24 protein-coding genes are annotated in these 23707 nt (G+C 67.4%); 14 read left to right on the forward strand and 10 right to left on the reverse strand.

All coding sequences use genetic code 11. The features are described 5' to 3' along the window. Positions 1 to 24 precede the first annotated feature (24 nt). The 9 genes from bchL to HF203_RS04245 all read left to right on the forward strand — a co-directional run bounded on the left by bchL (position 25) and on the right by HF203_RS04245 (position 8608). On the forward strand, positions 25 to 873 hold the full coding sequence (gene bchL, locus HF203_RS04205) for a ferredoxin:protochlorophyllide reductase (ATP-dependent) iron-sulfur ATP-binding protein (protein WP_210424632.1): 849 nt from the start codon (positions 25 to 27) through the stop codon (positions 871 to 873). Continuing rightward, positions 873 to 1574: a magnesium protoporphyrin IX methyltransferase gene (gene bchM, locus HF203_RS04210; RefSeq protein WP_168666873.1), complete on the forward strand. Its 702-nt coding sequence runs from the start codon at positions 873 to 875 to the stop codon at positions 1572 to 1574. Before bchL ends, bchM begins: the two co-directional genes overlap by 1 nt. A 275-nt stretch (positions 1575 to 1849) precedes the next feature. Further along, the gene (gene puhA / locus HF203_RS04215) at positions 1850 to 2632 is read left to right on the forward strand and encodes a photosynthetic reaction center subunit H (protein ID WP_168666875.1); all 783 of its coding nucleotides are present in this window, start codon (positions 1850 to 1852) and stop codon (positions 2630 to 2632) included. After that, the gene (puhB, locus tag HF203_RS04220) at positions 2629 to 3270 is read left to right on the forward strand and encodes a photosynthetic complex putative assembly protein PuhB (protein WP_168666877.1); all 642 of its coding nucleotides are present in this window, start codon (positions 2629 to 2631) and stop codon (positions 3268 to 3270) included. Before puhA ends, puhB begins: the two co-directional genes overlap by 4 nt. 12 nt (positions 3271 to 3282) lie before the next feature. Then, the gene (puhC, locus tag HF203_RS04225; RefSeq protein WP_168666879.1) at positions 3283 to 3741 is read left to right on the forward strand and encodes a photosynthetic complex assembly protein PuhC; all 459 of its coding nucleotides are present in this window, start codon (positions 3283 to 3285) and stop codon (positions 3739 to 3741) included. Between the two features lie 138 nt (positions 3742 to 3879). Further along, positions 3880 to 4770: a putative photosynthetic complex assembly protein PuhE gene (gene puhE / locus HF203_RS04230; protein WP_168666881.1), complete on the forward strand. Its 891-nt coding sequence runs from the start codon at positions 3880 to 3882 to the stop codon at positions 4768 to 4770. A gap of 454 nt (positions 4771 to 5224) precedes the next feature. After that, positions 5225 to 6583 carry an oxygen-independent coproporphyrinogen III oxidase gene (gene hemN, locus HF203_RS04235; protein ID WP_168666883.1) on the forward strand — a complete coding sequence of 453 codons (1359 nt, stop codon included), beginning with the start codon at positions 5225 to 5227 and terminating at the stop codon, positions 6581 to 6583. Further along, positions 6580 to 7191, forward strand: a complete 612-nt coding sequence (bchJ, locus tag HF203_RS04240; protein ID WP_168666885.1) for a bacteriochlorophyll 4-vinyl reductase — start codon at positions 6580 to 6582, stop codon at positions 7189 to 7191. The genes hemN and bchJ overlap by 4 nt, the downstream gene beginning before the upstream one ends. Before the next feature lie 4 nt (positions 7192 to 7195). After that, positions 7196 to 8608, forward strand: a complete 1413-nt coding sequence (locus tag HF203_RS04245) for an AMP-binding protein (protein WP_168666887.1) — start codon at positions 7196 to 7198, stop codon at positions 8606 to 8608. A 45-nt stretch (positions 8609 to 8653) separates the two neighbouring features. Here the strand turns inward: HF203_RS04245 and HF203_RS04250 are convergent, their stop codons facing one another. The 9 genes from HF203_RS04250 to HF203_RS04290 all read right to left on the reverse strand — a co-directional run bounded on the left by HF203_RS04250 (position 8654) and on the right by HF203_RS04290 (position 18456). Beyond that, the gene (locus tag HF203_RS04250) at positions 8654 to 9427 is read right to left on the reverse strand and encodes a DUF4412 domain-containing protein (RefSeq protein ID WP_168666889.1); all 774 of its coding nucleotides are present in this window, start codon (positions 9425 to 9427) and stop codon (positions 8654 to 8656) included. A gap of 23 nt (positions 9428 to 9450) precedes the next feature. Then, the gene (locus tag HF203_RS04255; protein WP_168666891.1) at positions 9451 to 10788 is read right to left on the reverse strand and encodes a phenylacetate--CoA ligase family protein; all 1338 of its coding nucleotides are present in this window, start codon (positions 10786 to 10788) and stop codon (positions 9451 to 9453) included. Between the two features lie 23 nt (positions 10789 to 10811). Further along, positions 10812 to 11249 carry an amino acid-binding protein gene (locus HF203_RS04260; protein ID WP_168666893.1) on the reverse strand — a complete coding sequence of 146 codons (438 nt, stop codon included), beginning with the start codon at positions 11247 to 11249 and terminating at the stop codon, positions 10812 to 10814. Positions 11250 to 11305: 56 nt separating this feature from the next. Next, entirely contained in the window at positions 11306 to 12640 is a 1335-nt protein-coding gene (locus HF203_RS04265) for a phenylacetate--CoA ligase family protein (protein ID WP_168666895.1), read from the reverse strand. A gap of 91 nt (positions 12641 to 12731) precedes the next feature. Beyond that, positions 12732 to 13223: an indolepyruvate oxidoreductase subunit beta gene (locus HF203_RS04270; RefSeq protein ID WP_168666897.1), complete on the reverse strand. Its 492-nt coding sequence runs from the start codon at positions 13221 to 13223 to the stop codon at positions 12732 to 12734. Between the two features lie 107 nt (positions 13224 to 13330). Then, positions 13331 to 14938 carry a thiamine pyrophosphate-dependent enzyme gene (locus HF203_RS04275; protein ID WP_168666899.1) on the reverse strand — a complete coding sequence of 536 codons (1608 nt, stop codon included), beginning with the start codon at positions 14936 to 14938 and terminating at the stop codon, positions 13331 to 13333. A gap of 92 nt (positions 14939 to 15030) precedes the next feature. Then, positions 15031 to 16401 carry an alginate export family protein gene (locus HF203_RS04280; protein ID WP_168666901.1) on the reverse strand — a complete coding sequence of 457 codons (1371 nt, stop codon included), beginning with the start codon at positions 16399 to 16401 and terminating at the stop codon, positions 15031 to 15033. After that, complete coding sequence (locus HF203_RS04285; protein WP_168666903.1) at positions 16388 to 16561, reverse strand: symporter small accessory protein; 174 nt, start codon at positions 16559 to 16561, stop codon at positions 16388 to 16390. The genes HF203_RS04280 and HF203_RS04285 overlap by 14 nt, the downstream gene beginning before the upstream one ends. A 68-nt stretch (positions 16562 to 16629) precedes the next feature. Then, the gene (locus HF203_RS04290; protein ID WP_168666905.1) at positions 16630 to 18456 is read right to left on the reverse strand and encodes a sodium:solute symporter family protein; all 1827 of its coding nucleotides are present in this window, start codon (positions 18454 to 18456) and stop codon (positions 16630 to 16632) included. 128 nt (positions 18457 to 18584) lie between these two features. Between HF203_RS04290 and HF203_RS04295 the strand changes: the two genes are divergently transcribed. Then, on the forward strand, positions 18585 to 18944 hold the full coding sequence (locus HF203_RS04295) for an acyl-CoA thioesterase (RefSeq protein ID WP_168666907.1): 360 nt from the start codon (positions 18585 to 18587) through the stop codon (positions 18942 to 18944). 183 nt (positions 18945 to 19127) lie between these two features. On the opposite strand, the gene HF203_RS04300 is transcribed toward HF203_RS04295, so the two are convergent. Beyond that, a complete protein-coding gene (locus HF203_RS04300) occupies positions 19128 to 19559 on the reverse strand; it encodes an acyl-CoA thioesterase (protein ID WP_168666909.1) in 432 nt (143 codons plus the stop codon). 133 nt (positions 19560 to 19692) lie between these two features. Between HF203_RS04300 and catB the strand changes: the two genes are divergently transcribed. The 4 genes from catB (at position 19693) to HF203_RS04320 (ending at position 23462) form a co-directional block, all read left to right on the forward strand. Then, the gene (catB, locus tag HF203_RS04305) at positions 19693 to 20328 is read left to right on the forward strand and encodes a type B chloramphenicol O-acetyltransferase (RefSeq protein ID WP_168666911.1); all 636 of its coding nucleotides are present in this window, start codon (positions 19693 to 19695) and stop codon (positions 20326 to 20328) included. Positions 20329 to 20449: 121 nt separating this feature from the next. After that, the gene (locus HF203_RS04310; RefSeq protein ID WP_168666913.1) at positions 20450 to 20764 is read left to right on the forward strand and encodes a hypothetical protein; all 315 of its coding nucleotides are present in this window, start codon (positions 20450 to 20452) and stop codon (positions 20762 to 20764) included. Between the two features lie 58 nt (positions 20765 to 20822). After that, the gene (locus HF203_RS04315; RefSeq protein WP_168666914.1) at positions 20823 to 23228 is read left to right on the forward strand and encodes a heavy metal translocating P-type ATPase; all 2406 of its coding nucleotides are present in this window, start codon (positions 20823 to 20825) and stop codon (positions 23226 to 23228) included. Positions 23229 to 23246: 18 nt separating this feature from the next. Then, entirely contained in the window at positions 23247 to 23462 is a 216-nt protein-coding gene (locus tag HF203_RS04320; protein ID WP_168666916.1) for an SHOCT domain-containing protein, read from the forward strand. Positions 23463 to 23707: the final 245 nt, after the last annotated feature.

Raw genomic sequence — 23707 nt, forward strand, 5'->3', positions numbered from 1 at the left:
AAGTACCTGGACGGAGAGGGCAGCATGCAGGTGCAGCTCGATCCCAACCTGCAGATCGAATCGGCCAAGGTCTTTGCCGTCTACGGCAAGGGCGGGATCGGCAAGAGCACCACCTCGTCGAACCTGTCGGTCGCCTTCTCGAAGCTCGGTAAGCGGGTGCTGCAGATCGGCTGCGACCCCAAGCACGACTCGACCTTCACCCTCACCAAGTGCCTGGTGCCGACGGTCATCGACGTGCTTGAGTCGGTCGATTTCCACGCCGAGGAGCTGCGTCCCTCCGACTACGTCTACGAGGGTTACAACGGGGTGATGTGCGTCGAGGCCGGTGGCCCGCCCGCAGGCACCGGCTGTGGCGGCTACGTGGTCGGTCAGACGGTGAAGCTGCTCAAGCAGCATCATCTGCTCGAGGACACCGATGTGGTGGTCTTCGACGTGCTCGGCGACGTGGTCTGCGGCGGTTTCGCCGCGCCGTTGCAGCATGCCGACCGCGCGCTGATCGTCACCGCCAACGACTTCGACTCGATCTTCGCGATGAATCGCATCGCCGCGGCGATCCAGGCCAAGGCCAAACACTACAAGGTGCGTCTCGGCGGCGTGGTGGCCAACCGCAGTCGTCAGACCGACGAGATCGATCGTTTCATCGACGCCGTCGGTCTCAAGCGCTTGGCACATCTGCCCGACCTCGACATCATCCGTCGTAGTCGGCTGAAGAAGTCGACCGTGTTCGAGATGCAGCCGGAGCCCGACTCTGGGCTGGAGGCCGCGCAGCAGCAGTATCTGCAGCTCGCCCAGCAGCTCTGGGACGGGGTCGAGCCGCTCGAGGCGCAGCCGATGCGCGATCGCGACATCTTCGATTTTCTGGGGTTTGACTGATGACCGAGGGTTCCTATCAACAGCGCCGCGGTCAGATCAAGACCTACTTCGATCGCACCGCCGCCGAGGCCTGGTCGAAGCTGACCTCGGATGCCAAGGTCTCGCGCATCCGCGAGACGGTGCGTGCCGGGCGCGACGACATGCGCAACACTTTGCTCAGCTGGCTGCCGGCCGATCTCGCCGGGTCGCGCCTGCTCGATGCCGGGTGCGGCACCGGGATGCTCTCGGTCGAGGCGGCACGCCGTGGTGCCGAGGTCTGTGCCATCGATGTGGCACCGACCCTGATCGAGGTCGCGCGCGAGCGTCTGCCGGCCGACCTGGGGCCGGGCTCGGTCCACTTCGAGGCCGGTGACATGCTCGATCCGGCCCATGGTCGCTTCGATCACGTGGTGGCCATGGACTCGCTGATCCACTACAGCCCCGAGGACGTGGTGGAGGTGCTCGCCGGGATCGCTGAGCGCACCAGTGGGTCGATCCTGTTCACCTTCGCGCCGCGAACCCCCTTGCTGGCACTGATGCATGCCGTCGGCAAGTGGTTCCCACGCAGCGACCGTTCGCCGGCGATTGTGCCGGTGACCCTGGAGCGGCTGCAGGCGCTGATCGCCGCCGAGCCTCGGCTCAGCGGCTGGAAGCCTGGACGCACTCATCGGGTGATGGTCGGCTTCTACACCTCTCAGGCCCTGGAGCTGGTGCCGGCATGAGTGCCCGCCCCGGGGTGCAGTGCGCACCGTCGGCGTCCGTTACAACGGGTGTCGGCGTGCTCGGGCCGCGCCGAGGGGCGGGGAGGGGTCCGGTCAAGACCGGTTCAGCCACCGGCTATGGAGTCGTCACACTACGCGAGTTCGTTTTTTCATCTGCCACGTTGGTCGTCACTGGTCCGCTTGCGGGTCTGGCCCATCGACCTGGTCCAAGGCGGTCATCGCGCTTCGGTCTGGCCGGTTAGCCGGCTGGCCATTTGTCCTACGGAGGTCACAACATGTCTGCAGCCATCACTGAATACATCGATGTCGCCCAGCTCACGATCTGGGCATTCTGGTTCTTCTTCGCCGGGTTGATCTACTACCTGCGCCAGGAGGACAAGCGTGAGGGGTATCCGCTCGACTCCGATCGCACCGAACGTTCCGGCGGTCGCGTCAAGGTGGTCGGTTTCCCCGGCCTGCCCGCGCCCAAGACCTTCATCCTGCCGCACAACGGCGGTACCGTGCAGGTGCCCAACCCGAAGGCCCCGGAGACCAATCTCAAGGCCAAGCCGATCGCCCCCTTCCTCGGCGCTCCGCTCGAGCCGGTCGGCGACCCGATGACCGCTGGTGTCGGTCCGGGCTCCTCGCCCAACCGTGAGAAGCACCCCGACCTCACCGAGGACGGCCGTCCGAAGATCGTGCCGATGCGTGTGGCCACCGACTTCTCCATCTCCAGCAAGGATCCGGATCCGCGTGGCATGACCGTGGTCGGTCTCGACAATGCCGTCGGCGGGACTATCAGCGACGTCTGGGTCGATCGCGCCGAGCCGCAGATCCGTTATCTCGAGATCAAGACCGCTCAGGGTGGCAAGCAGGTGCTGCTGCCGATCAACTTCTGCCGCTTCAACAAGAAGGAAGGCAAGGTCAAGGTGCTGTCGCTGCGTGCCGAGCACTTCGCCAAGGTGCCGACCCTCGCCAACCCCGATCAGGTCACCCTCTACGAAGAGGACAAGGTCTGCGCCTTCTATGCCGCAGGTAAGCTCTACGCCACCGAAGAGCGTGCCGAGCCTCTGCTGTGAAGGAATACGACTTCGAGCCTATTCGGGGTTTGCCCGAGCAGCTGCCTCCTGGTGAGGAGCTGCTCTGGCAGGGAGCGCCGCGCTGGACTACTTTGGCGCGGCGCGCCTTCCACGTCAGGAAGATCGCCGTTTATTTCCTGTTGCTGGCCGTCGTGCTGGCATTCGGGTGGGCGGAGCAGGGCGGCGTTGCCGCCGTGGTTCAGGGGACGCTCTGGATCGCCCTGCTGGCGGCGTTGGCCATCGGCGCCCTGGCGCTGCTGGCCTGGGGGATGGCGCGGACCACCGTCTATACCATCACCTCGCGTCGGCTGGTGATGCGTATCGGTGTCGCCTTGCCGATGATGATGAATCTGCCCTTCGCCCAGATCCGCTCGGTCGATCTGCGTCGCTACGCCGATGGCACGGGGGACATCCCCTTGCTGCTGGCCGAGTCGGCGCGTCCTTCCTACGTGCTCTTCTGGCCCCATGTCCGCCCCTGGACCTTCTCGCCGCCGCGGCCGATGCTGCGGGCGATCCCCGACGTCGACCGGGTCGCCGGGGTGCTCGCCGATGCCCTCAAGGCCTTTGCCGAAACCGGTGAAGACCAAGATGGCGCGCGCGACGACGAGGCCGAGTCCAGTCCCGCAGCCGCTTCCTGACGAGGTCTCATCTTGAGTGATCCATTTGGTGAACGCCCGTTTCCGCGGGGCGTGCTGATCGCGGTCGCGATCCTGCTCGGCTCGATCATCTTGATGATCAGCATCGCCCGCCTCACCGGGATGTCGCCCGAGCAGATCCCGGCGGCCCCGGCGGTGGAGACCCGTGATCTGCGTTTCGAGTCCCAGCCCGAGGAGGTACTCGCCGTCTACGACGCCGGTAGCGGCGAGTTGATCGAGACCTTTGAACCGGCCGAGGGTGGATTCGTACGTGGGGTGCTGCGCAGCATGGGGCGTGAGCGCATGCTGCATCAGGCCGACGCGGACGCTCCCTACCAGGTGGCGCGTCGTGCCGACGGTGCGATCACCCTGGAGGATCCGGAAACCGAGATCCTGATCCGGCTACGCGCCTTCGGCGAGAGCAACGAAGGTGTGTTTGCCGAACTCCTCGACGCCGCCCCGGTCTCCCAGTGAGTCCATTCGTGACGCGCCCCTGCCGAGGGGGCGCGTCTGCGTGTGTGTATCGCGCGATACGCCGCGACAGCGGATGCCCTCGGTGATATCGGCGGGCCACGGCGTGGTCTGCCTCAGCAGCAGAATGGGTCGCATCGCATGACCGACTTCGGTTTCCCACTCCTGTACGCGCTCGGGCTGTGGTGGTTGGGCACCGGCGTGGTGCTCTATCTGGACAACCTGCCGCGTCGCACCTTCCGCTGGACCATGCTCGGCGGCATCGTGGTGTTGGCGGTGGCGATCTTCGGCTTCGCCCTGAGCAGCCTGCACGAGGGGCGGTTCGCTGCCTATGTGGGCTTCACCTGCGGTCTGGTGATCTGGGGGGTGCTGGAGATGAGTTACTTCACCGGCTTCCTCACCGGACCGCGCAAGCATGCCTGTCCACAGGACTGTCGTGGCTGGCGGCGCTTCTGGCTGGCGGTGCTCACCAGCCTCTATCATGAGCTGGCGATCGTCGCCACTGCGGTGTTCCTGATCCTGGTCGCCTGGGAGCAGCCCAACCAGGTCGGGGTCTGGACCTTCGCGGTGCTGTGGCTGATGCGCTGGAGCGCCAAGCTCAACCTCTTCTTCGGCGTGCCCAACCTCAACGAGGACTGGCTGCCAGAACATCTGCGTTATCTCAAGAGCTACATGCCCAAGCGTGGCATGAACCTGCTGTTCCCGATCTCGATCACCGTCTCCACCGTGGTGGTGGTGCTGATGGTGCTCGAGGCGGTTGCGCCGCACTCGGCCGGCGCCGCGGCGGTGCGCCTGACTCTGGCGACCACGCTGCTGGCGCTGGCGCTGCTCGAGCACTGGCTGTTGGTGCTGCCGTTGCCGGATGAGGCGTTGTGGTCTTGGGCATTGCCCAACCGGCATCATGACGACAGTGCGGGTGAACAGGGCTCGGACGCCGGCTCGGGCGGGCTGTTCTCGGTCCTGCTCCGCCATCGTCCGCCGGTCACGCGCGGCGATGTCGATCGTAGAGAGCGCCTGGCCTCGGGACTGTGAGCCCGGTTGCGCGGTCGTGCCCCGCCGTGGTGGGGAACTTTTTCGACTGACTTGGGGACAAGGTAGAGCTTCCTTGGCGCTCGACGTATAATCCCCGTGCCAGCCATGGCGAGCGCGGCGCGGTCGTGTGGACATCGAGGCATTTCAGGCCGCTCGCCTGTGCCTCTCATCCATCCGATAGATCACGCCAGGACAAGCGGTTGCGGTGTTCGCCAAGCCCCATGTTAGGGTAGCGAACGACTCCAGTGCTGCCGGTCCTCGGGCGGATGTCATCGAGTCGTGTTGGCCGTCCAGCGCTCGCGGGCCCTGTTTTCAGGGTGCCGTGGATTCGCCGGACATCCCGAGTTCGGATATGGATGGATTCGAGACTGCGGCACACTGGGGTGGCTACGGCCTGGTCCGTCGCGTCGACGCCCGGGATGTTCGCAGTGCAACCTGACAACAGGTTTGACACATGGCGCCTCTCTCTACCAGTGTGCCGTTCGAGTTGCTCGATCGGTATGGCCAATCCTCGAGCGGATGTCCGTTCTCCCCTTCGGGTCTGGTCTCCGACCGATCCTTTTGCGAAACCCTGTACCGGGAGGCGCTCGCCGAGCTGGCCGGCGCCCCGGACGACGACCTGGCGATCTACGTCCACGTCCCTTTCTGTCACGTCCGCTGTCTCTACTGCGCCTGCGATACCACCATCACCCACAGTGAGGAGAAGGTCGACGGTTATCTCGATGCCCTGGAACGTGAGTTCGAGCAGGTCAGCGGGCTGATCGGGCGTGGTCGGCGGGTGGTGCAGCTCCATGTCGGTGGCGGGACCCCCAATCATCTCAATGAGCCACAGCTTGCTCGGTTGATGGAGATCGTCGAGCGTTATTTCAACCTCGCCCCCGACGCCTGTACCTCGATCGAGTGTAATCCCAGGCGGACCTCGGCCGGACAGCTCGATCTGATCCATGGTCTCGGCTTCAAGCGCATCAGCTTCGGGGTTCAGGACCTCAACACCGAGGTGCAGCGCGCCATCGGTCGGTTGCAGTCGTTGGGGATGGTGCGCGACGTTTATCACACTGCCCGCGACACTGGTTTCGAAAACGTCAGCTTCGACCTGATCTACGGGCTGCCCTTCCAGACCGCCGAGGGCTTCCGCACCACCCTCGCCCAGGTCGTCGAACTCGCCCCCGACCGCATCTCCTGCTTCAGTTACAATCACGATCCGGCGCACCGTCCCCATCAGCACGCCATCGACGCGGCCATGCTGCCGAGCGCCGCGGCCAAGCTCGCGCTGTTTCGCCAGGCCGTCGAGGTCTTTACCAAGGCCGGCTATCGCTGGATCGGGCTCGACCTGTTCGTGCGCGAGGGCGATGAGCTGGCCGTGGCCCAGCACGCCGGCCAGCTCCACCGTACCGCTATCGGCTATACCCCGCTGCCGGCGGCGCAGGTGCTCGCCTTCGGCCCCAGTGGGGTGGGTGAGCTCGGGCAGGTGCTGGTGCAGAACGAACCCGATCTGCGCGCCTGGCTGGGGCGGGTCGCGGCCGGTCAACTACCAGTCGCCGCTGGACGGCGACTGGGTGAGCGGGAGCGTCGGCGCCGTGATGCGTTGGTCTCCCTGATGTGTAATATGCGGCTGTCCGCCGCCTCGGCCACCGCGCTGGAGGAGGGCCAGGATCGTCTGTTGCGCGACGGCGGCCAGGGGCTGGTCGAGGTCGGCGAAGACGGTATCCGGGTCACCCCGGAGGGGCGCTATCTGCTCCACGGGCTCTGTGTCGAGCGGGGGGGGACGAGCGGCTGGGCTAGTACGCAGTGGCGATCGATCCTAATTCAATGAATCAACCAGTCAACACCACCGCTCCGGCCCCAGGACGGGTCGGCCCCAATGCCATCATCCGTGTCGCCGAGGCGCTCGAGTCCTTCGAGGGACGCGAGCGGGTCGAGGCGCTGCTCGAGGCCGCGGGGCTGGCGCACTATCTCGATGCCATGCCCGAGACCATGGTCGACGAGCGCGAGGTGACCCGACTCCACGTGGCACTGCGCGAGCTGATCGGGGTCGAGGGCGCCAAGGCGGTCTCGCGCGATGCCGGTGCCCGTACCGGCGATTATCTGCTTGCCCGCCGCATCCCGCGCCCGGCGCAGCGGTTGCTCAAGATCCTGCCCGCTCCCTTGGCCAGCCGCGTGCTGATGGCCGCGATCCAGCGCAATGCCTGGACCTTTGCCGGCTCCGGTCGTTTCGAGATCCATCCCGCCTATCCGCCGCGTTTCGTCATCGAGGACGGCCCGCTCTGCGCCGGCGCCCGTGCCGAGCATCCACTCTGTGACTTCTATACCGGTACCTTCGAGCGTCTCTATCGCAAGCTGGTGCAGCGTCAGGCGCAGGTCACCGAGACCGCCTGTCAGGCCAAGGGCGCCGAGGCCTGCGTCTTCGAGGTGCGCTGGTAGGCCGATGTCCGACGCCCTCTCGCATGCCCCTCAGGGCGTGCCGGCGCGCGTCTCCGCCCCCGACTTCTCTGCCGCCCCCTGGTGCTCTGGCACCGGGCTGGCGCTGGTCCATGGTGATCAACGCTGGGACTACGATCGGCTCGACGTCGAGGTCGGGGCCCGCGCCCGGCAGCTCGCCGCACAGGGGCTGAAGGCCGGCGAGCTGGTGCTCGCCGCCGACGCCCCGGCACTCGACCTGCTACTGATGCAGCACGCCCTGGCGCGTCTCGGTGCCGCACTCTTTCCCTATCGTGCTGGGCTCGACCCCGAGGTCCGCGCCGAACTGGCGCGGCTGGCCGCCGCCGAGTGGCACTGGGATCCGCTCGGCGCTCGGCTCGAACGGCTCGGTCTGGGGCCCGGGAGGCGCCCGGCGAGTCCCCCGGCGCTGCTGATCCGCACCAGCGGTAGCAGCGGTGGGCGCATCAAGGCGGCGATGCTCGGCGCCGACGCCCTGCTTGCCTCGGCGCTCGGTTGCAACCGCAGCCTCGGGCTCGGGAGCGGTGATCGCTGGCTGTGTTGTCTGCGCACCAGTCATGTCGGCGGCATTGCCATCGCCTATCGTTGCGCCCTAGCCGGTGCGGCCCTGGTGCTGCACCAGGGTTTCGCCGTCGAGCGGGTGGCGCACGACCTCGACGCGCACGCCATCACCCATCTCTCGCTGGTGCCGCCGATGCTGGCGCGTCTGCTCGATCAGGACGTGCGGCCGCCGGCCTCGCTGCGGGTGGTGATGGTTGGTGGTCAGGCGTTGAGCCCGGCGCTCGCCGCGCGCGCGCTCGAGGCCGGCTGGCCGCTGTATGTGACCTACGGGATGACCGAGACCGGCTCGCAGATCGCCACCTCGGCGCGGCTGCGCGCGGCGCCGTCGCCCGGACGGATCGGGCCGTTGCTACCCGGTTGTGCAGTGCGCGGCGGCAAGGCCGAGGCGCCGGCGCGGCTGTGGCTGCGTGGGCCAGTGCTGATGCAGGGCTATGCCAACCCCGAGCGTCGCCCCGGCGAGGGGCTGCGCGATGGCTGGTTCGAGACCTCCGACCTCGGCTGGGTCGCCGATGATGGGGTGCTCTGGGTACAGGGGCGCGCCGATGATCTGCGGGTGATCGCCGGCAACAATGTCTCGCTCGCCCGGGTCGAAGCGGTGCTCGCCGGGGCGCCCGGGGTCAGGGCGCTGGCCGTGGTCGCGCTCGAGGAGCCGGTGTGGGGACATCGCTTGGTGGCCGTCTACAGTGGTGAGGCGAGCGCCGAGGAGCTGGCGGTGTGGTGTGCCGGCCCCCTGTCCGGCTCGGAGCGACCGCGGACCTGGCTGCGGGTGGCGGCGCTGCCGCTGCTCGATTCGGGTAAGTACGATCGTGTGGCGATTGCCTCGCTGGCTCGGACGGGGTGAAGGCCATGACCCCGCAGCCGGCTGTCGCCGGCCGCGGGGCACGCCTCATTGCGCCTGTGGCTGCTCGGCAGGGGGGGCCATCCCCATGCCGATCTCCTTGAGCTGATAGCCCTCGGGCACGGTGAAGGTGTCGGCCGGGATGGCCTGGCGCCGTACCTCGGTGACCTCGGTCTCGGTGCGCACCTCGGTGCCCATCATGTTCATGGTGCTGACGGTGAGGATGGGAAAGCCCTTGATCTTGTCGAGTTCGGCCATCTGCTCGGCCCCACCGGGGATGTCGCTGGCCCCGGACATGCGCATCATCCGGGTGTAGGGACGGACGTCGAGATCGATCTCCTCGGTCGCCCATACCTCCTGCTCGACCTGCATCATGCCCTGCTTGGTGACCGCGTACTTGCGGCACTCCCAGTCGCCGATCTGGCGGGTCTCACCGGTGTCCTCGACGCTGACCTTGGTCTCGCTGATCATCGCCCGCATCTGCGCCATGCTCGGGTCGGCCATCGCCTTGGCGACGTCGGCGACGTTGATGGTGAAGTACTGCTGCAGGCTGTCGTTGAGGAAGGTCATCACCCCGGACTCGGGGTCGAGGATCATGCTGTCGGCGTTCTCGCCGCTGTTGACCACCTTCATCTTGCCGTGGCCGATATAGGTCTTGGAGAGACTCTCCTGCGGCCCCTCGCTCATCACCGCCGAGCCGCGGTTGATGGTCTCGATGTAGTAGCCGTCCTCGGCGGCGCCGGCGAATAGCGGCAGTAGCAGGGCGGCGAACAACAGTCCGGCCCGGCGTGGCGCTCGGATCATGGTGTGGATCATGGTCATGCTCCTCCTAGGGGGGTGGCCGTTCAGTCGCTCAGGCGGCGCTTGTCGAGTACCCGCCGGGCCTTGCCGACGAAGCGCTCGATCGAGCGTGGCTCGACCAGATCGACATGGGCGCGGATGCCGGCGACGGTCTGGATCTCGCGGCTGATGTGTTCACACAGCGCCTGCATCCGGTCCATGCGGTCGGAGAAGATCTCCGGGCGCATCTCGACCTTGACGCGGACCTCGTCGAGGGTGCCGGGACGGTCGACCTCGATCAGATAGTGTGGGGTGGTGCCCTCGACGCGCAGCAGCGCCTCCTCGATCTGCGACGGGAAGACGTTGACGCCACGGATGATCAGCATGTCGTCGGTGCGCCCGGTCACCCGGCTCATCCGCATGGTGGTGCGGCCGCAGGCACAGGGCTCGCGATAGAGCCGGGCGATGTCGCGGGTACGGTAGCGGATCAGCGGGGTGGCCTCGCGGGTGAGGTTGGTGATCACCAGCTCGCCCGGCTCACCCTCGGCGACCGGCTCCAGGGTCTCGGGGTCGAGACACTCGACGATGAAGTGGTCCTCTTGGATGTGCATGCCCTCGTGCAGCGGACACTCGCCGGCGACCCCGGGACCGAATACCTCGGAGAGTCCGTAGTTGTTGAAGGCCTGCAGCCCGAGCTGGTCCTCGATCTCGCGGCGCATGTCCTCGGTCCAGGGCTCGCCGCCGAAGTGGCCGTAGCGCATCGGCAAGGTGGCCGGGTCGATACCGAGTTCACGAGCGGCATCGGCGATGGTCAGCGCATAGCTCGGGGTGCAGATCAGTACCTCGGGGGTGAGCTCGCGCATGATGTCGATCTGGCGGCGGGTGTTGCCCGCTGCCGTCGGGATCACCGCCGCGCCGACTCGTTCGATGCCGTAGTGCAGACCGAAGCCACCGGTGAACAGGCCATAGCCGAAGGCGACCTGGGCGGTGTGGGCCGGGCGCAGCCCGCCGGCGACGAGGAAGCGCGCGCACAGCTCCGACCAGGTGCGTAAGTCCTGCGCGGTATAGGCGACGAAGGTGGGGATCCCGGTGGTGCCGGAGGAGCCGTGGATGCGCGCCAGCTCCTTGCGAGGCACGGCGAGGAAGCCGAGCGGCTGGTGACGACGCAGGTCATCCTTGGTGGTGAAGGGCAGGCGCCGCAGATCGGCCAGCGAGCGGATGCTCTGCGGGCCGATCTCGGCGTGCTCGAACTGGTCGCGATAGAAGGGCACCTTGGCCACGCGCTCGACCATGGCGCGCAGTCGTTCGAGTTGCAGTGCCTCGATCTCCTCGCGCGGGAGGGTCTCGGCGCTATGGTTCCAGATGCGATTCTCGCTTGGCCAGTCGGGGTCTTGGTTGGACATGGGCATTGGGTCTGTGGTTGGCGTCAGCCGACGTGACGCATCAGTTCTTCGGTCTCGACGACGTGCAGTCCGTTCTCGAGCAGGACCTCGATGGCGCGGTCGGGGTCCTCGAAGCGGAAGATCAGGATCGCCTTGTCGTCACGGCGCAACGAGAAGGCGTACATGTACTCGATGTTGAGCTCGGCGGCCTCGAGCACCGCCAGTGCGCTGGCCAGTCCACCCGGGCGGTCGAGCACGTCGACGGCGACCACCTCGGTCTGCTTCACCACCCAGCCCCCTTGCTCGAAGATCTGCTTGGCCTGCTCCCACTCGCGCACGATCAGTCGCAGGATGCCGAACTGGGCGGTGTCGGCGAGCGACAGGGTGAGGATGTTGATTCCCTCGGCCGCGATCGCCTCCAGCGGTGCCCCGAGCTGGCCCGGGCGGTTCTCGAGAAAGAGTGACAATTGTTGCAGTTTCATGGGCTTGACTCCCCTTTGTGCATCTTCCTGGCCGTCGTCACCGACGGCGTGGCCGCTCAGTCGTGGCGGCGATCGATCACGCGCTTGGCCTTACCCTGGCTGCGCTCGATGGTGCGTGGCTCGACCAGGCGCAGGATGACACGGATGCCGAGAATGCGCTCGATCGACTGGGCCAGTCGGGCACGCACGTCCTCGAGTGCGCGCACCTTGTCGCTGAACACCTCTGCGGTGACCTCGACCTCGACGGTGATCTGGTCGAGGCCGCCGCTGCGGGTGAGGATGATCTGATAATGCGGCAGGGTCCCCTCGACGGCGAGCAGCGCGGCCTCGACCTGGGAGGGGAAGACGTTGACGCCGCGGATGATGAACATGTCGTCGGAGCGGCGCTCGATACGACGCATCCGTCGCAGGGTACGACCGCAGGCGCAGCGCTCGGGGATGATTGCGGTGATGTCGCGGGTGCGGTAACGGATCATCGGCATCGCCCGCTTGCTCAGCGTGGTGATCACCAGCTCGCCCTCTTCTCCGTCGGGTAGTGGCTCGCCGGTCTCGGGGTCGATGATCTCGGGGTAGAAGTGGTCCTCGAACAGGTGTAACCCGTGCTGTTCGGTACACTCGCTCGCCACCCCGGGACCGACGATCTCGGAGAGCCCGTAGACGTCGTAGGCGCGGATCCCGGCGAGTTCCTCGACACGGTGGCGCATCGCGTTGCTCCAGGGCTCGGCGCCGAAGACGCCGACGCGCAGCGACGAGGCGCGGATATCGATGCCGAGTTCATCGGCACGCTCGAGCATGTGGGCGAAATAGCTCGGGGTACAGCACAGCGCCGAGACCCCGAAGTCACGGATCACCATCAGTTGGCGGTCGGTGTTGCCGCCGGAGATCGGCACCACGGTCGCGCCCAGGGTCTCGGCGCCGTAGTGCACGCCCAGCCCGCCGGTGAACAGCCCGTAGCCGAAGGCGTTCTGGAGGATATCGCCGCGGTGCAGCCCGTAGCAGGCCAGGGCGCGGGCCATCACCTCGGACCATACCTGGATGTCCTCGCGGGTGTAGGCCACCACGATCGGTTTGCCGGTAGTGCCGGAGGAGGCGTGGAGTCGCACCACATCGCCCATGGGCACGGCGAACAGCCCCGAGGGGTAGGTGTCGCGCAGGTCGGCCTTGACGGTGAAGGGCAGCTTGGCGATGTCTGCGAGGCTCTGGATCGAGTCCGGGGTGAGGTCACGCGCCTCCATCCGTGCCCGGAACAGCGCCACGTTGTTGTAGGCGTGATCGACCACGGCGCGCAGCCGGCGCAGCTGTACCTCGCGCAGTGCCTGCTCGGGCAGGTAGTCGGGGGCGCTCGCGGGATGGAAGCCACCGGCGGCGTCGTTCCAAAGCTCTTTGTGCATGGGGGTCCTCTTGATCTGGCGGCCCCGGGGGCTTGTCCCGGGGCCGACCTGCGCTAGCGGATGGGGGGCAGCGTTCGCGCCCCGCCGACCTTCATTGACCGAGCTGGCGCGTTGCGCCCTCACGGCCGAGTGCGAAGGCCTGTTCGTTGATGGCGTGGAGCTTCGTGGCCAGGTTGGCGTGGATCGCCGCAATCCAGTGGCCTTGGTCGATCTCGAGCGCGGTGGAGAGCGCGCCGAGCAGGGCGACGTTGAGGCTCTTGCGGTTGCGCAGTGCGCCGGGCTCGATCACCTCGGGACCGATCAGCAGTCCACCGGGACGTAGGGTGGGGCGGTTGACCTCGACCTGGGTGGCCTCGAGCACCAGCAGCACGTCAGCCTCGCCGGGGGGAACCATCGGGCTGAGCACCGCCTCGCCATAGCGCACGTCGCTGCTCACCGAGCCGCCACGCTGGCTCATCCCGTGCAGCTCGCTCTTCTTGACGTCGAAGCCGGCGCGGAAGGCCGCGTCGGCGAGGATGTCGGAGGCCTTGATGACCCCCTGGCCGCCGAGTCCGGCGATCACGATGTTCTTGACCTGTTGCATCGAATCTTCTCGCTCAAGGTAGGGGCGCGCGCCGCTGCGCAGTGGCGCGCCCCGGGGTTCGGGACGATGCCCGCGCCCGCCCCGCGGGTGGGCGCGGTGCGGTGGGTTCAGTCCTGGGTCTCGGCCTGCTCGGCGGCGGCCTTCTCGTAGAGCCGGATCTTGGGTGCGGCGAGCACGCAGGGCTGACGGGTGATCACCACCGAGGTCTCGTCACGGGCGAGCAGGTCCTCGAGCAGTGGGCGCAGACCGGCGGCATCGTGGTGCAGGTCGAGCACGTGGACGTTGTCGACGCCCATCGACGTGCACACCGACTCGAAGCTGATGCGGTTGGTCGGGCTGTGGTCGAGCAGGCGCCCGGTGCCCGGGTGCTCTTGTTGGCCGGTCATGGCGGTGGTGGCGTTGTCGAGGATCAACACTACGTGGCCGGTGGCCGGCGGGTTGTAGACCATCTCGGCGATGCCGGTGAGTCCGGAGTGCACGAAGGTCGAGTCGCCGATCACGCTCACCACCCGGCGCGCCTCGTCCTCGGGGAGGACGTGACGCAGCCCGAGCCCGACGCCGACGCTCGCGCCCATGCACACGCAGGTATCCATGGCGGAGAAGGGTGGCAGCACGCCGAGGGTGTAGCAGCCGATGTCGCCGGAGACGATGCAGTCGAGGTCACGCAGGGTCTCGAACACCGCGCGGTGCGAGCAGCCGGGACACAGCTCCGGGGGCTTGCCCGCCGGTGGCTCGGTCTCGGGGCTGGTGTCGTTGGCGAGGATGCGTCGCACTCGCGCCACGTTGAGTTCACCGAAGCGGTACTGCTCGGGCTTGCCCTCGGCGGTGATGCCAGCGGCGCGCAGGCTGTCGACCAGCACCGGGTCGCCTTCCTCGATCACCACCAGGCGGTCGACGGTAGCGGCGAAGGCGCGGATGCGCTCGAGCGGCAGCGGGTAGGTCAGGCCGAGGGTCAGCTGGCTGGCCTCGGGCGCGGCCTCGCGGGCGTGTACTGCGGCCACGCCGGTGGCGACGATGCCGAGTTCACGGCTGCCCTGGTGCTCCTCGATCGGTCCCTCGGCCTCGTTCCAGGTGGTGATCTCGGCGAGCTTCTGGCGCAGCCGGCGGTGCGCCGGCTTGGCGAAGGCCGGGATCATCACCCGCGCCGGGATGTCGCGGCGGAAGCTGAGCGCCCCTGCGTCCTGGTGTGGCCGGCGCGGGCGCACCACCGTCTTGGCGTGACAGATGCGGGTGGTCAGACGCAGGATCACCGGGATCTTCCAACGCTCGGAGAGTTCGAGCCCGAGCCAGGTGAAGTCGTAGGCCTGCTGTGAGTCGATCGGCTCGAGCACCGGTGCGGCGGCGGCGCGACCGTAGTGACGGTTGTCTTGCTCGTTCTGGCTTGAGGCCATGCCGGGGTCGTCGGCCGAGACGATCACCAGGCCGCCGTCGACATCGGTGTGGGTGGCGGTGAACAGGGCGTCGGCGGCGACGTTGAGGCCGACGTGTTTCATGGTGACGATGGTACGCGCGCCGGCGAAGGCCGAGCCGCAGGCGACCTCGAGCGCGACCTTCTCATTGGGCGACCACTGGGCGCGGCCGCCGAGGCGATCGAAGGTCTCGAGGATCTCGGTCGAGGGCGTGCCGGGATAACCGGTGCCTAGCCGCACACCGGCGTGCAGCGCTCCCAGGGCGACCGCATCGTCGCCGCTCAACAAAAGCCGTTCTCCAGTCATGGTCTCGGTTTCGCTCTAGTTAGGGTCGGAAGGGTTCTGGTTGCATTATCGGCCCCCCTGTTGCGTCGCAGCAACCAAGAGACCGGCGGCCCTCACCAGCTGAGGCTGAGTTCGGCGCGTACGAAATAGCCATTGTCGCGCCGTTGCGCAGCATAGTAGTCGCCCGGCTGCAGATACTCGGCCACCAGATGACCGGCTAGGTGCGCGTTGAAGTGCGTCTTGAGCCTGGCGGTGAACAGATGGCCGCGGAAGTCGCTCGCGCCGCTGAGGTTGGCCAGCTGCGCGGTGCTGCGGGTGCTGCGCTGGTCGGCCCAGAGGGCGTGATAGTCGAGGGTGAGTCGGGTCGAGGGCAGTAGCTGGGCGATCCAGCCGAGGTTGGCGCGGTGCAGGTTGCTCGCCTCGCCGACCCGGGTCTCGAGTGGCCACTGGTAGATCATCAGCTCGCTCCACTGCGGCCAGCGTCCCCACAGCGGGTCGAAGGCCTGGTCGCCGGCGCTGTCGGGGTCGTCGCCGGAGAGGTACTCGTAGTCGAGATGGAGCTTGCCGTGGAGCCCGTCGCCGAGGTCCAGCGTCAGCCGGCTGTTGAACCCGAGGGCGTCGAGATCGCGCCCGTTGCGCGTGCCCCACTCGTAGACGCCCTCGGCGCGCAGCCGCCAGCGCTCGGCCAGCGGGGTGTCGAGGCGCGCGCCGGCGGCGTAGACGTCGCCGCTGTCGGTGGGTGCCGGGAAGGGGTAGCCGTTGCTGACACGGCGGTTGCCCGGGGTCTGGTTGGGCCGGGCGTGTTTGTAGATGAAGTAGCCGTCGAGATCGGCGCCGGGGATCAGCGCGCGGTTGCGGGCATAGAGGATGAGGCCGCTCTCGTGCTGCTCGATCTGGTCCTCGAGCTCGCCGTTGAGCGCCTGCGGAAAGCGTCCGGTGTCGGCGCTCTGGTCGATGTAGACCAGGTCGAGCTGGGTGTCGCCGGCGAGGGCGAGGGTGGCGCGGGCGGCGTCGAAATAGATCGAGCGCGAGCCGTCGAAGGGGCTGCTCTCGAGCACCAGCCAACCATTGCCGAAGATCAGGTCCTGGCGGCCGAGCCGGAGGGTGAGCGGCAGCCCGCCGGGTTCCTCGAGGGTGAATACCAGCCGGTCGAGGAGCACCCCGCCGCTGTAGTTGCGCTCGAACCCGTGCAGCGGCCAGTCACCGGGGGTGGGCCGCACATAGTGGCGCCCCTCCCAGATCAGCCGGGCGTCGAGGCGCTCGCCGGGGTCGATCTGGTAGCCGCCCCAGAGCCGGGCACGATAACGCTGGAAGTTGCGCTCGGCGGTGGGGCTGTCGCTGTTGAAGCCGACGTTGCCGATGAAGACCTGACGCAGGCGTAGATCGGCGCCCCAGTCGAAGGCGTTGTCGGCTGCTTGGGTCGGGGCCGCAGGCAGTAGCGCCGCGAACACGACGAGGCCAGGGATGAGCCTAGCGCAACGCATCTTCGACCTGCTGTTCCTCGAGCGCCCAGCGGCGGTCCTCGGCGCTGAGCTCGTCGGTTGCGGTATCGCGTCGTAGCCAACCGTAGAGCACGCAGATCAGGGTCACCAGGATGCTGCCGAGATAGGCCAGCCAGACCCAAGGGTCTTCGATACCGAGCATGCGTCATCTCCTGTGGCCCGGTTGCTCCGGGCGTCGTTGTCTCGTCGCCGCCGGCGGTGAAGACGGCGTCAGTCGCCGGTGCGCTGCTCCGGGAAGCAGCGCGCCAGGTGTGCGGGTTCGGGGGGGCGGGTGAGCGCGCTCACCAGGATCAGCGTCAGGGTGGCCGCCGGCAGTGCGATCAGCACCGGATCGACCATCGGCCAGTTGGGGTGACCGGCGAGCAGGCTGGTCTCGCCGCCGGTCAGGTGCTGTACCAGACCGATGGCGCCGGCCTCCTTGGACTTGACCAGCACCAGCCAAAACAGTGACACGCCCATGCCCACCACCATCGAGGCCAGCGCCCCGACGCGGGTGGCGCGACGCGAGAACAGGGCGCCGAAGTAGGCCGGAAGGAAGCTCGCCGCGCACAGCCCGAAGAAGATCGCGGTGAAGCGCGCGACCACATACTCCTGACGCACCGCGTAGCTGATGGTGACGGCGATCAGCAGCCCCACCATCACCGCCAGGCGCATCACCATGAGGCTCGGCTCGCGCTGGCGCCCACGCCCGATGCGTTCGTAGAGGTCACGCCCGGCGGCGGTGCCGATGGTATGGAACTGGCTCGACATGGTGCTCATCGCCGCGGCCAGCAGCGCGAGCAGGAAGACCACGCCGAACCAACGTGGCAGGGCCGCGCCGATATAGGCGGGGATGATGCGATCGGCGTCGCCGTCGACGGCACTGATCGCGCTGGCGCGACCACTGATCAGGGTGATGGGGGCGCCGCTGGTGTCGTGGGCGCTGCTGCGGCTGGTGACGATCAGCGGGAGCGGCTGGCGCGCCGGATCGGTCGACCACAGCCCCTGCGCGTCCTGGACCATCGGCTGGATCAGGGCGTGGTCGTGTGCGCTGTCGAGCGGCTCGACCAGCTGACCGTGGATCTCGGGACCGTGTTGGGCGAACCAGACGTTCGACAGACTGCCGACCAGATAGGGGGTGCCGACCATCAGCAGGATGAACACCGCCCCCACCGGTACCGCGCGATCGAGTTCGCGGCGGCTGCGTACGGTCATGAAGCGCACCGCCAGCTGCGGCTGAGCGAGTACGCCGATGCTGACCCCGAGGATGATGCCGCTGACCACGATCCACCACAGGTCGTAGCGCTCCGAGCCCCAGCCGAACGCGGGCATCGCCGTCCAGCCGCGATGTCCTATCTCCTGTAGTGGCGCCGGTACCAGATCGGCCATCTCGGTGAGCGCCCGGTGGGCCTCGCCGATGCCGCCGAGCGAGGCATAGGTGAATACCAGCAGAAACAGCATCGCCCCCATCATCACCAGCCCCTGCAGGGTGTCGGTGTACATCACCGCCTTGAGTCCGCCGGGGATGACGTAGGCGGCGGTGATCAGCGCGAAGACCAGCAGCGCGACCTCGAAGTCGATGCCGAACTGGGTGGCGGCGAAGACGCTGCCGCCGGTCATCACCGCCGCGGCGTAGAGCGGCATGAAGAGGAAGATCAGGCCACCGGAGAAGAGCTGGATGGCGCGGCTCTGGTAGCGCTTGCCGAGTAACTCGGGGAAGGTGTGGGCGCCGAGATGATGGCCGAGCCGGCGGGTCGGCTCGCCGAGTAGTACGAAGGCAAGCAGGATGCCGATGGCGATGTTGGTGAACACCAGCCACAGCAGGCTCATGCCGAACAACCCGGCGACCCCGCCGAAGCCGACGATGGCTGCGGTGGAGATGAAGGTGGCGCCATAGGAGATGGCCATCACCACCGGATGGGTGCCACGGCCGCCGACGAGGAAGTCGGCCGCCGAGCGGGTGCCGCGATAACCGAGCCAGCCGAGATAGGCGGTCGTCAACAGATAGGTCAGAATGACGACGATGTCGATCCAGCCTAGGGCCGCGGTGTCGGGCATGTTTTCCCCTCGATCAGGTCGTTGGCGTGTGCGGGGGCGAAAAATACCCAACTCGTGCGGGGCTTTGTATAGACCCAGCGCAGTTAAATAGGGTTTTTTTGAAGGTTTTGTTGCATCGAGGGACGTTTATGGAGAACTACAAGGTCGTCCGCCCCGGACATCTCAACCATTATGGCCATCTGTTCGGTGGCTTCATGCTGCAGTGGGTCGACGAGATCGGTTGGATCGCCGCCAGCCGTGACAACCCTGGTTGTCGCTTCGTCACCATCGGCATGGACCGGGTGGAATTCCATCGCGGGGTCGGTGAGGGTGCGGTGCTGCGCTTCGAGGCCGCCGAGGCGCGTCGTGGCACCAGTTCGTTGACCTATGCGGTGAGCGTCTTCGCCGACGATCTCGAGACCGGCACCGAGCAGGCGATCTTCTCGACCTGCATCACCTTCGTCCGGGTCGACGAGGACGGGCGCAAGTGCCCGTTGCCGGTGCGCTGAGGTCAGTCGTCAGCCGGAAAGACTGAACCGCTAAGACGCAAAGCGCGCAAAGTTTTTTAATTTCAAGGCGTTGACGGCTGGAGCTGCTTCCTGCTGAAGGCTGAAGATAGCTTGCTCTTTTCCCGCTTCGCGACCTTGGCGTCTTGGCGGTTCAATCTCGCTGGCCGCTGGCGCCGCGTGTCCTCACTCGGTCGGCGCGGTGACGAGGTGGAGTTCGAGGGCCGCGCGCAGTTCGGGGGCGAGGGTGTGCGAGTCCCCTGGCTCCAGGGCGATCTGTACATGGACGGTGCGCGCCCGCGCGACGAGGTGGCCGTGGGCGTCGAGGAAGCGGTAGCCGAGGCTGAAGGAGCGGCGGCGCAGTTCCAGGACCTCGACCTCGACGCTGATCCGCTCGCCGTGCTGGATCGGTTGCAAATAGTCGGCCTCGGCATGGGTGAGCGGCAACAGCCGTGTCTGCTCGGCGATCAGCGCCGGTAGCGGCTGGCCGACCTCGCGCATCAACGCCTCGTAGGCATCGTGGGCGTGGCGGAACAGATGGGCGAAGAACAGGCGCCCGGCGGCATCGGTGTCGTGTAGCTGGACGATGAAACGGTATTCGAAGGGACGGGAGATCATGACGCGTTCTGGCTGCAACTGGCACTGGATCGCGATGATAGCAGCGCGTTGTGAGCGGCGGTTACACTCCCACGTTGAGGTTGAACGAATCGACGCACCTCGTGTCGTGTGCGTCATGGAACGGAGCGTCAGGATGCACAATGACTTCGAGAGTCCCTTCGTCGGCAAGTCGCTGCGCGAGCAGGTCACCAATCCCAATATCCAGGTTGGTGACTACAGCTACTACTCGGGCTACTACCACCATCACTCCTTCGAAGAGTGTGTGCGCTATCTCGACCCCGAGCGAGACGACGTCGATCGTCTCATCATCGGTCGTTTCTGCTCGATCGGTAGTGGTGCGGTCTTTATGATGGCCGGCAACCAGGGACATCGTACCGACTGGATCAGCACTCATCCCTTCTTCTATCGCGATGCCGCTCCCTTCGCCGGCGCCCTCGATGGCTATGTCCCGGCCGGTGACACCGTCATCGGCAACGACGTCTGGATCGGTAGCGAGGCGATGCTGATGCCCGGGGTGCGGGTCGGCGACGGTGCCGTCATCGCCAGTCGCGCCCTGGTCAGTCGTGATGTGCCGCCCTATACCATCGTCGCGGGCAATCCGGCGCGCCCGATTCGGGCTCGGTTCACCGCCGAGGAGATCGAACAGCTGCTCGAGATGGCCTGGTGGAACTGGACGCCCGAGTTGCTCGAGGCGGCGATGCCGCTGCTCTGTGCTCAGGATGTTGCCGCCCTGCACGATTTCTGGCTGCAAGGTCGCGACCCCGCCTGATTCGGTATCGGCCGGTTGATTCTTGCTCGCTCGAGCCCAGTCTCCGGGGGAGTCGGGCAGGGCTGAGGTCGTGGGCCATGCCCGGCGTGGTCTTCAATCAGCCCATGCAAGGAGGTCTGTGATGTCCGCAGCAATGCACGCGTCGTTCATCCGTCGAGCCCTCGGTGGGGTGCTCCTCGGGCTCATGGTGACGGCGCCGGCACTCGGCGAGGAGACATCGCCGGCGACCACGCCGATGCCGATGTCCGGTCAGGGGCAGATGATGCCCGGTGGCATGCCGCCGGGGATGGGGCCTGGTGGTCCCGCCGGGATGCCACCGATGATGCGCTCACGTATGGCGATGCAGCAGGCACACATGGAACGTATGGAGCGTCACATGGCCAACATCGAACGTCTGCTCGAGGAGCTGGTCGAACTACAGCGTCAGGGCGACTGAGCCCACGTCGGCGCGTCCGTGGGCGCGCCTATCGATACACTCCGCAGCGAGGTCCGTCATGCAGCCCGCCAGCGATGCCGCGACGGATCCGGTCTGTGGCATGACCGTTTCCGCCGCCGCGCCCCATACCCAGCACCATCGTGGTGCGACCTACCGTTTCTGCAGTACGCACTGTCTCGAGCGCTTTCGTGACGATCCCGAGCGTTATCTCGGCACCGCCGAGCCCGCACCCGCCCCTGCGGTGCCGTCGGCCACCACCTACACCTGCCCGATGCACCCCGAGGTCCGCCAGCAGGGGCCGGGCAGCTGTCCCGAGTGCGGCATGGCGTTGGAGCCATTGACGCCGCCGGGACCGACCTACACCTGTCCGATGCATCCCGAGGTGGAGCGCCAGGCCCCGGGCGATTGTCCCAAGTGCGGCATGGCACTGGAGCCGGTCGGGCCGATGTCGGACCGACCCGACCCCGAGTTCGTCGACATGCGTCGACGTTTCTGGGTCAGCTTGGCGCTGTCGTTGCCCTTGCTGGTGGTGGCGATGGTTGGTGACCTGCGTGCGCAGTGGTTGCCGGAGGCGCTGTCACCGCAGGCGTTACGTTGGTTGCAGGCGCTGCTCGCCACCCCGGTGGTGTTGTGGGCCGGCGCGCCCTTCTTCGTGCGTGCCTGGGGCTCGCTGCGTCGGCGCCGTCTCAATATGTTCACCCTGATCGGGCTCGGGGTGGGGGCGGCCTGGGGTTACAGTCTGGTGGCGCTGCTCGCCCCGGGCCTGTTCCCCGAGACGATGCGCACCGCCGATGGTGGGGTGCACGTCTACTTCGAGGCCGCGGCGATGATCACCACCCTGGTGCTGCTGGGGCAGGTGCTGGAGCTGCGCGCGCGTCAGCGCACCGGCGCGGCGATCCGCGCCCTGCTCGGGCTGGCGCCGAGCGAGGCGGTGCGATTGTTGGCCGACGGCGGCGAGGAGCGGGTGGCGATTGCCGATATCCAACCCGGCGACCGGCTGCGTATTCGTCCCGGCGAAAAGATCCCGGTCGATGGCGAGGTGCTCGAGGGGCGCAGCCAGGTCGACGAGTCGATGCTCACCGGCGAGCCGATGCCGGTCACGCGCGGTGCCGGTGAGCCACTGATCGGCGCCACCCTCAACGGCAGCGGTGCGCTGGTGATGCGCGCCGAGCGGGTCGGGGCCGACACCCTGTTGGCACAGATCATCGAGTTGGTCGGGGCCGCGCAGCGCTCGCGTGCGCCGATCCAGCGCCTCGCCGATCAGGTCTCGGCCTGGTTCGTGCCCGCGGTGATCCTGGTCGCGCTGCTCACCTTCGTCCTGTGGTGGTCGCTGGGGCCAGAGCCGGCGCTGGCCCATGCCTTGGTCAACGCCGTGGCGGTACTGATCATCGCCTGTCCCTGTGCCCTCGGGCTGGCCACGCCGATGTCGATCATGGTCGGCAGCGGCAAGGGCGCCGGGGTCGGGGTGCTGTTCCGCGACGCCGAGGCCTTGGAGCGGCTCGAACGGGTCGATACCCTGGTGATCGACAAGACCGGTACCCTCACCGAGGGCCGCCCCCGGGTGGTGGCGATCGAGCCGCTGGCTGGGCACTCCGCCGAGTCGCTGCTGAACCTCGCCGCCGCCGTCGAACGCGCCAGCGAACACCCGCTGGGCGCTGCCGTGGTCGGTGAGGCCGAGCGTCGCGGGCTCGACGTCCCCGCCGCCGAGGGGTTCGATTCGGTGAGCGGCGAGGGTGTCGTGGCGCGGGTCGAGGGGCGTGATGTCGTGCTCGGCAACGCCCGTCGTCTCGCTGCCGCCGAGGTCGCGGTCGAGCCGCTGCAGGCGTGGGCAGAGCACGCCCGCGACCAGGCGCAGACGGTGATCTTTGTCGCCGTCGACGGCGTCCTGGCCGGGGCGATGGCGATCGCCGATCCGATCAAGTCCACCACCGCCGAGGCGGTCGACCTGCTACGCGCGCAGGGGCTGGAGTTGGTGATGCTCACCGGCGACGGTCGGCGTACCGCCGAGGCGGTGGCGCGCACGCTCGGCATCGACCACGTCGAGGCCGAGCTGTTGCCGGCGGACAAGGCCGCGGTGGTGGCGCGGTTACAGGGCGAGGGGCGGCGGGTGGCGATGGCCGGTGACGGTATCAACGACGCCCCTGCACTGGCCCGTGCCGAGGTCGGTATCGCGATGGGTAGTGGTACCGACGTGGCGGTAGAGAGTGCCGGCGTGACCCTGGTCAAGGGCGACCTGCGCGCCTTGGTACGGGCGCGCAGGTTGAGCGTGGCGGTGATGCGTAACATCCGCCAGAACCTGTTCTTCGCCTTCGTCTACAACGCGCTCGGTGTCCCGGTCGCGGCCGGGGTGCTCTATCCGGTCTTCGGGCTGCTGCTCTCGCCGATCGTCGCCGCCGCCGCGATGAGTCTCAGCTCGGTCTCGGTGATCGCCAACGCGTTGCGGCTCAAATCCCTGAAACTCTGAACTCTGGAGCAATGAACGATGCATCATGGTTGGATGCCCGGTGGGCTTGGTTGGATCTTCTGGATCCTAGTGATCCTGGGTGTGGTCTGGGCACTGCGCGCCGGGCGACGTGAACAACGCGGCGCCGAGGGCCGTGCCAGCGAGGAGGCGTTGCGGATCCTCGAGTCACGTTATGCGCGGGGTGAGATCGAGCACGAGGAATTCGAGCGCCGTCGCCAGGATCTGCTGCGCTGAGTCGCGCACGCATCAGGGGGCGTGTCACACCAGGGCTGCACGCGCGGTGACCGTGTCGTGATGGGGGTGGGCGATGTACAGGGGCGTCTCGCGGTGTCGGTGGGGACTGTGGTTGGCGGTCTTGTTCGTGCTCGCTGGCTGTGCGGACAAGACGCGCGAGCTGATGCCGACCCCGCAGCTCTATCAGTCACCGGCGCAGCGCGCACTGTTTACCCGCGCGCTGCGTGACCCGCGCGCACTCGAAC

Source organism: Marichromatium bheemlicum, from assembly GCF_012276755.1.
GTDB lineage: Bacteria > Pseudomonadota > Gammaproteobacteria > Chromatiales > Chromatiaceae > Marichromatium > Marichromatium bheemlicum.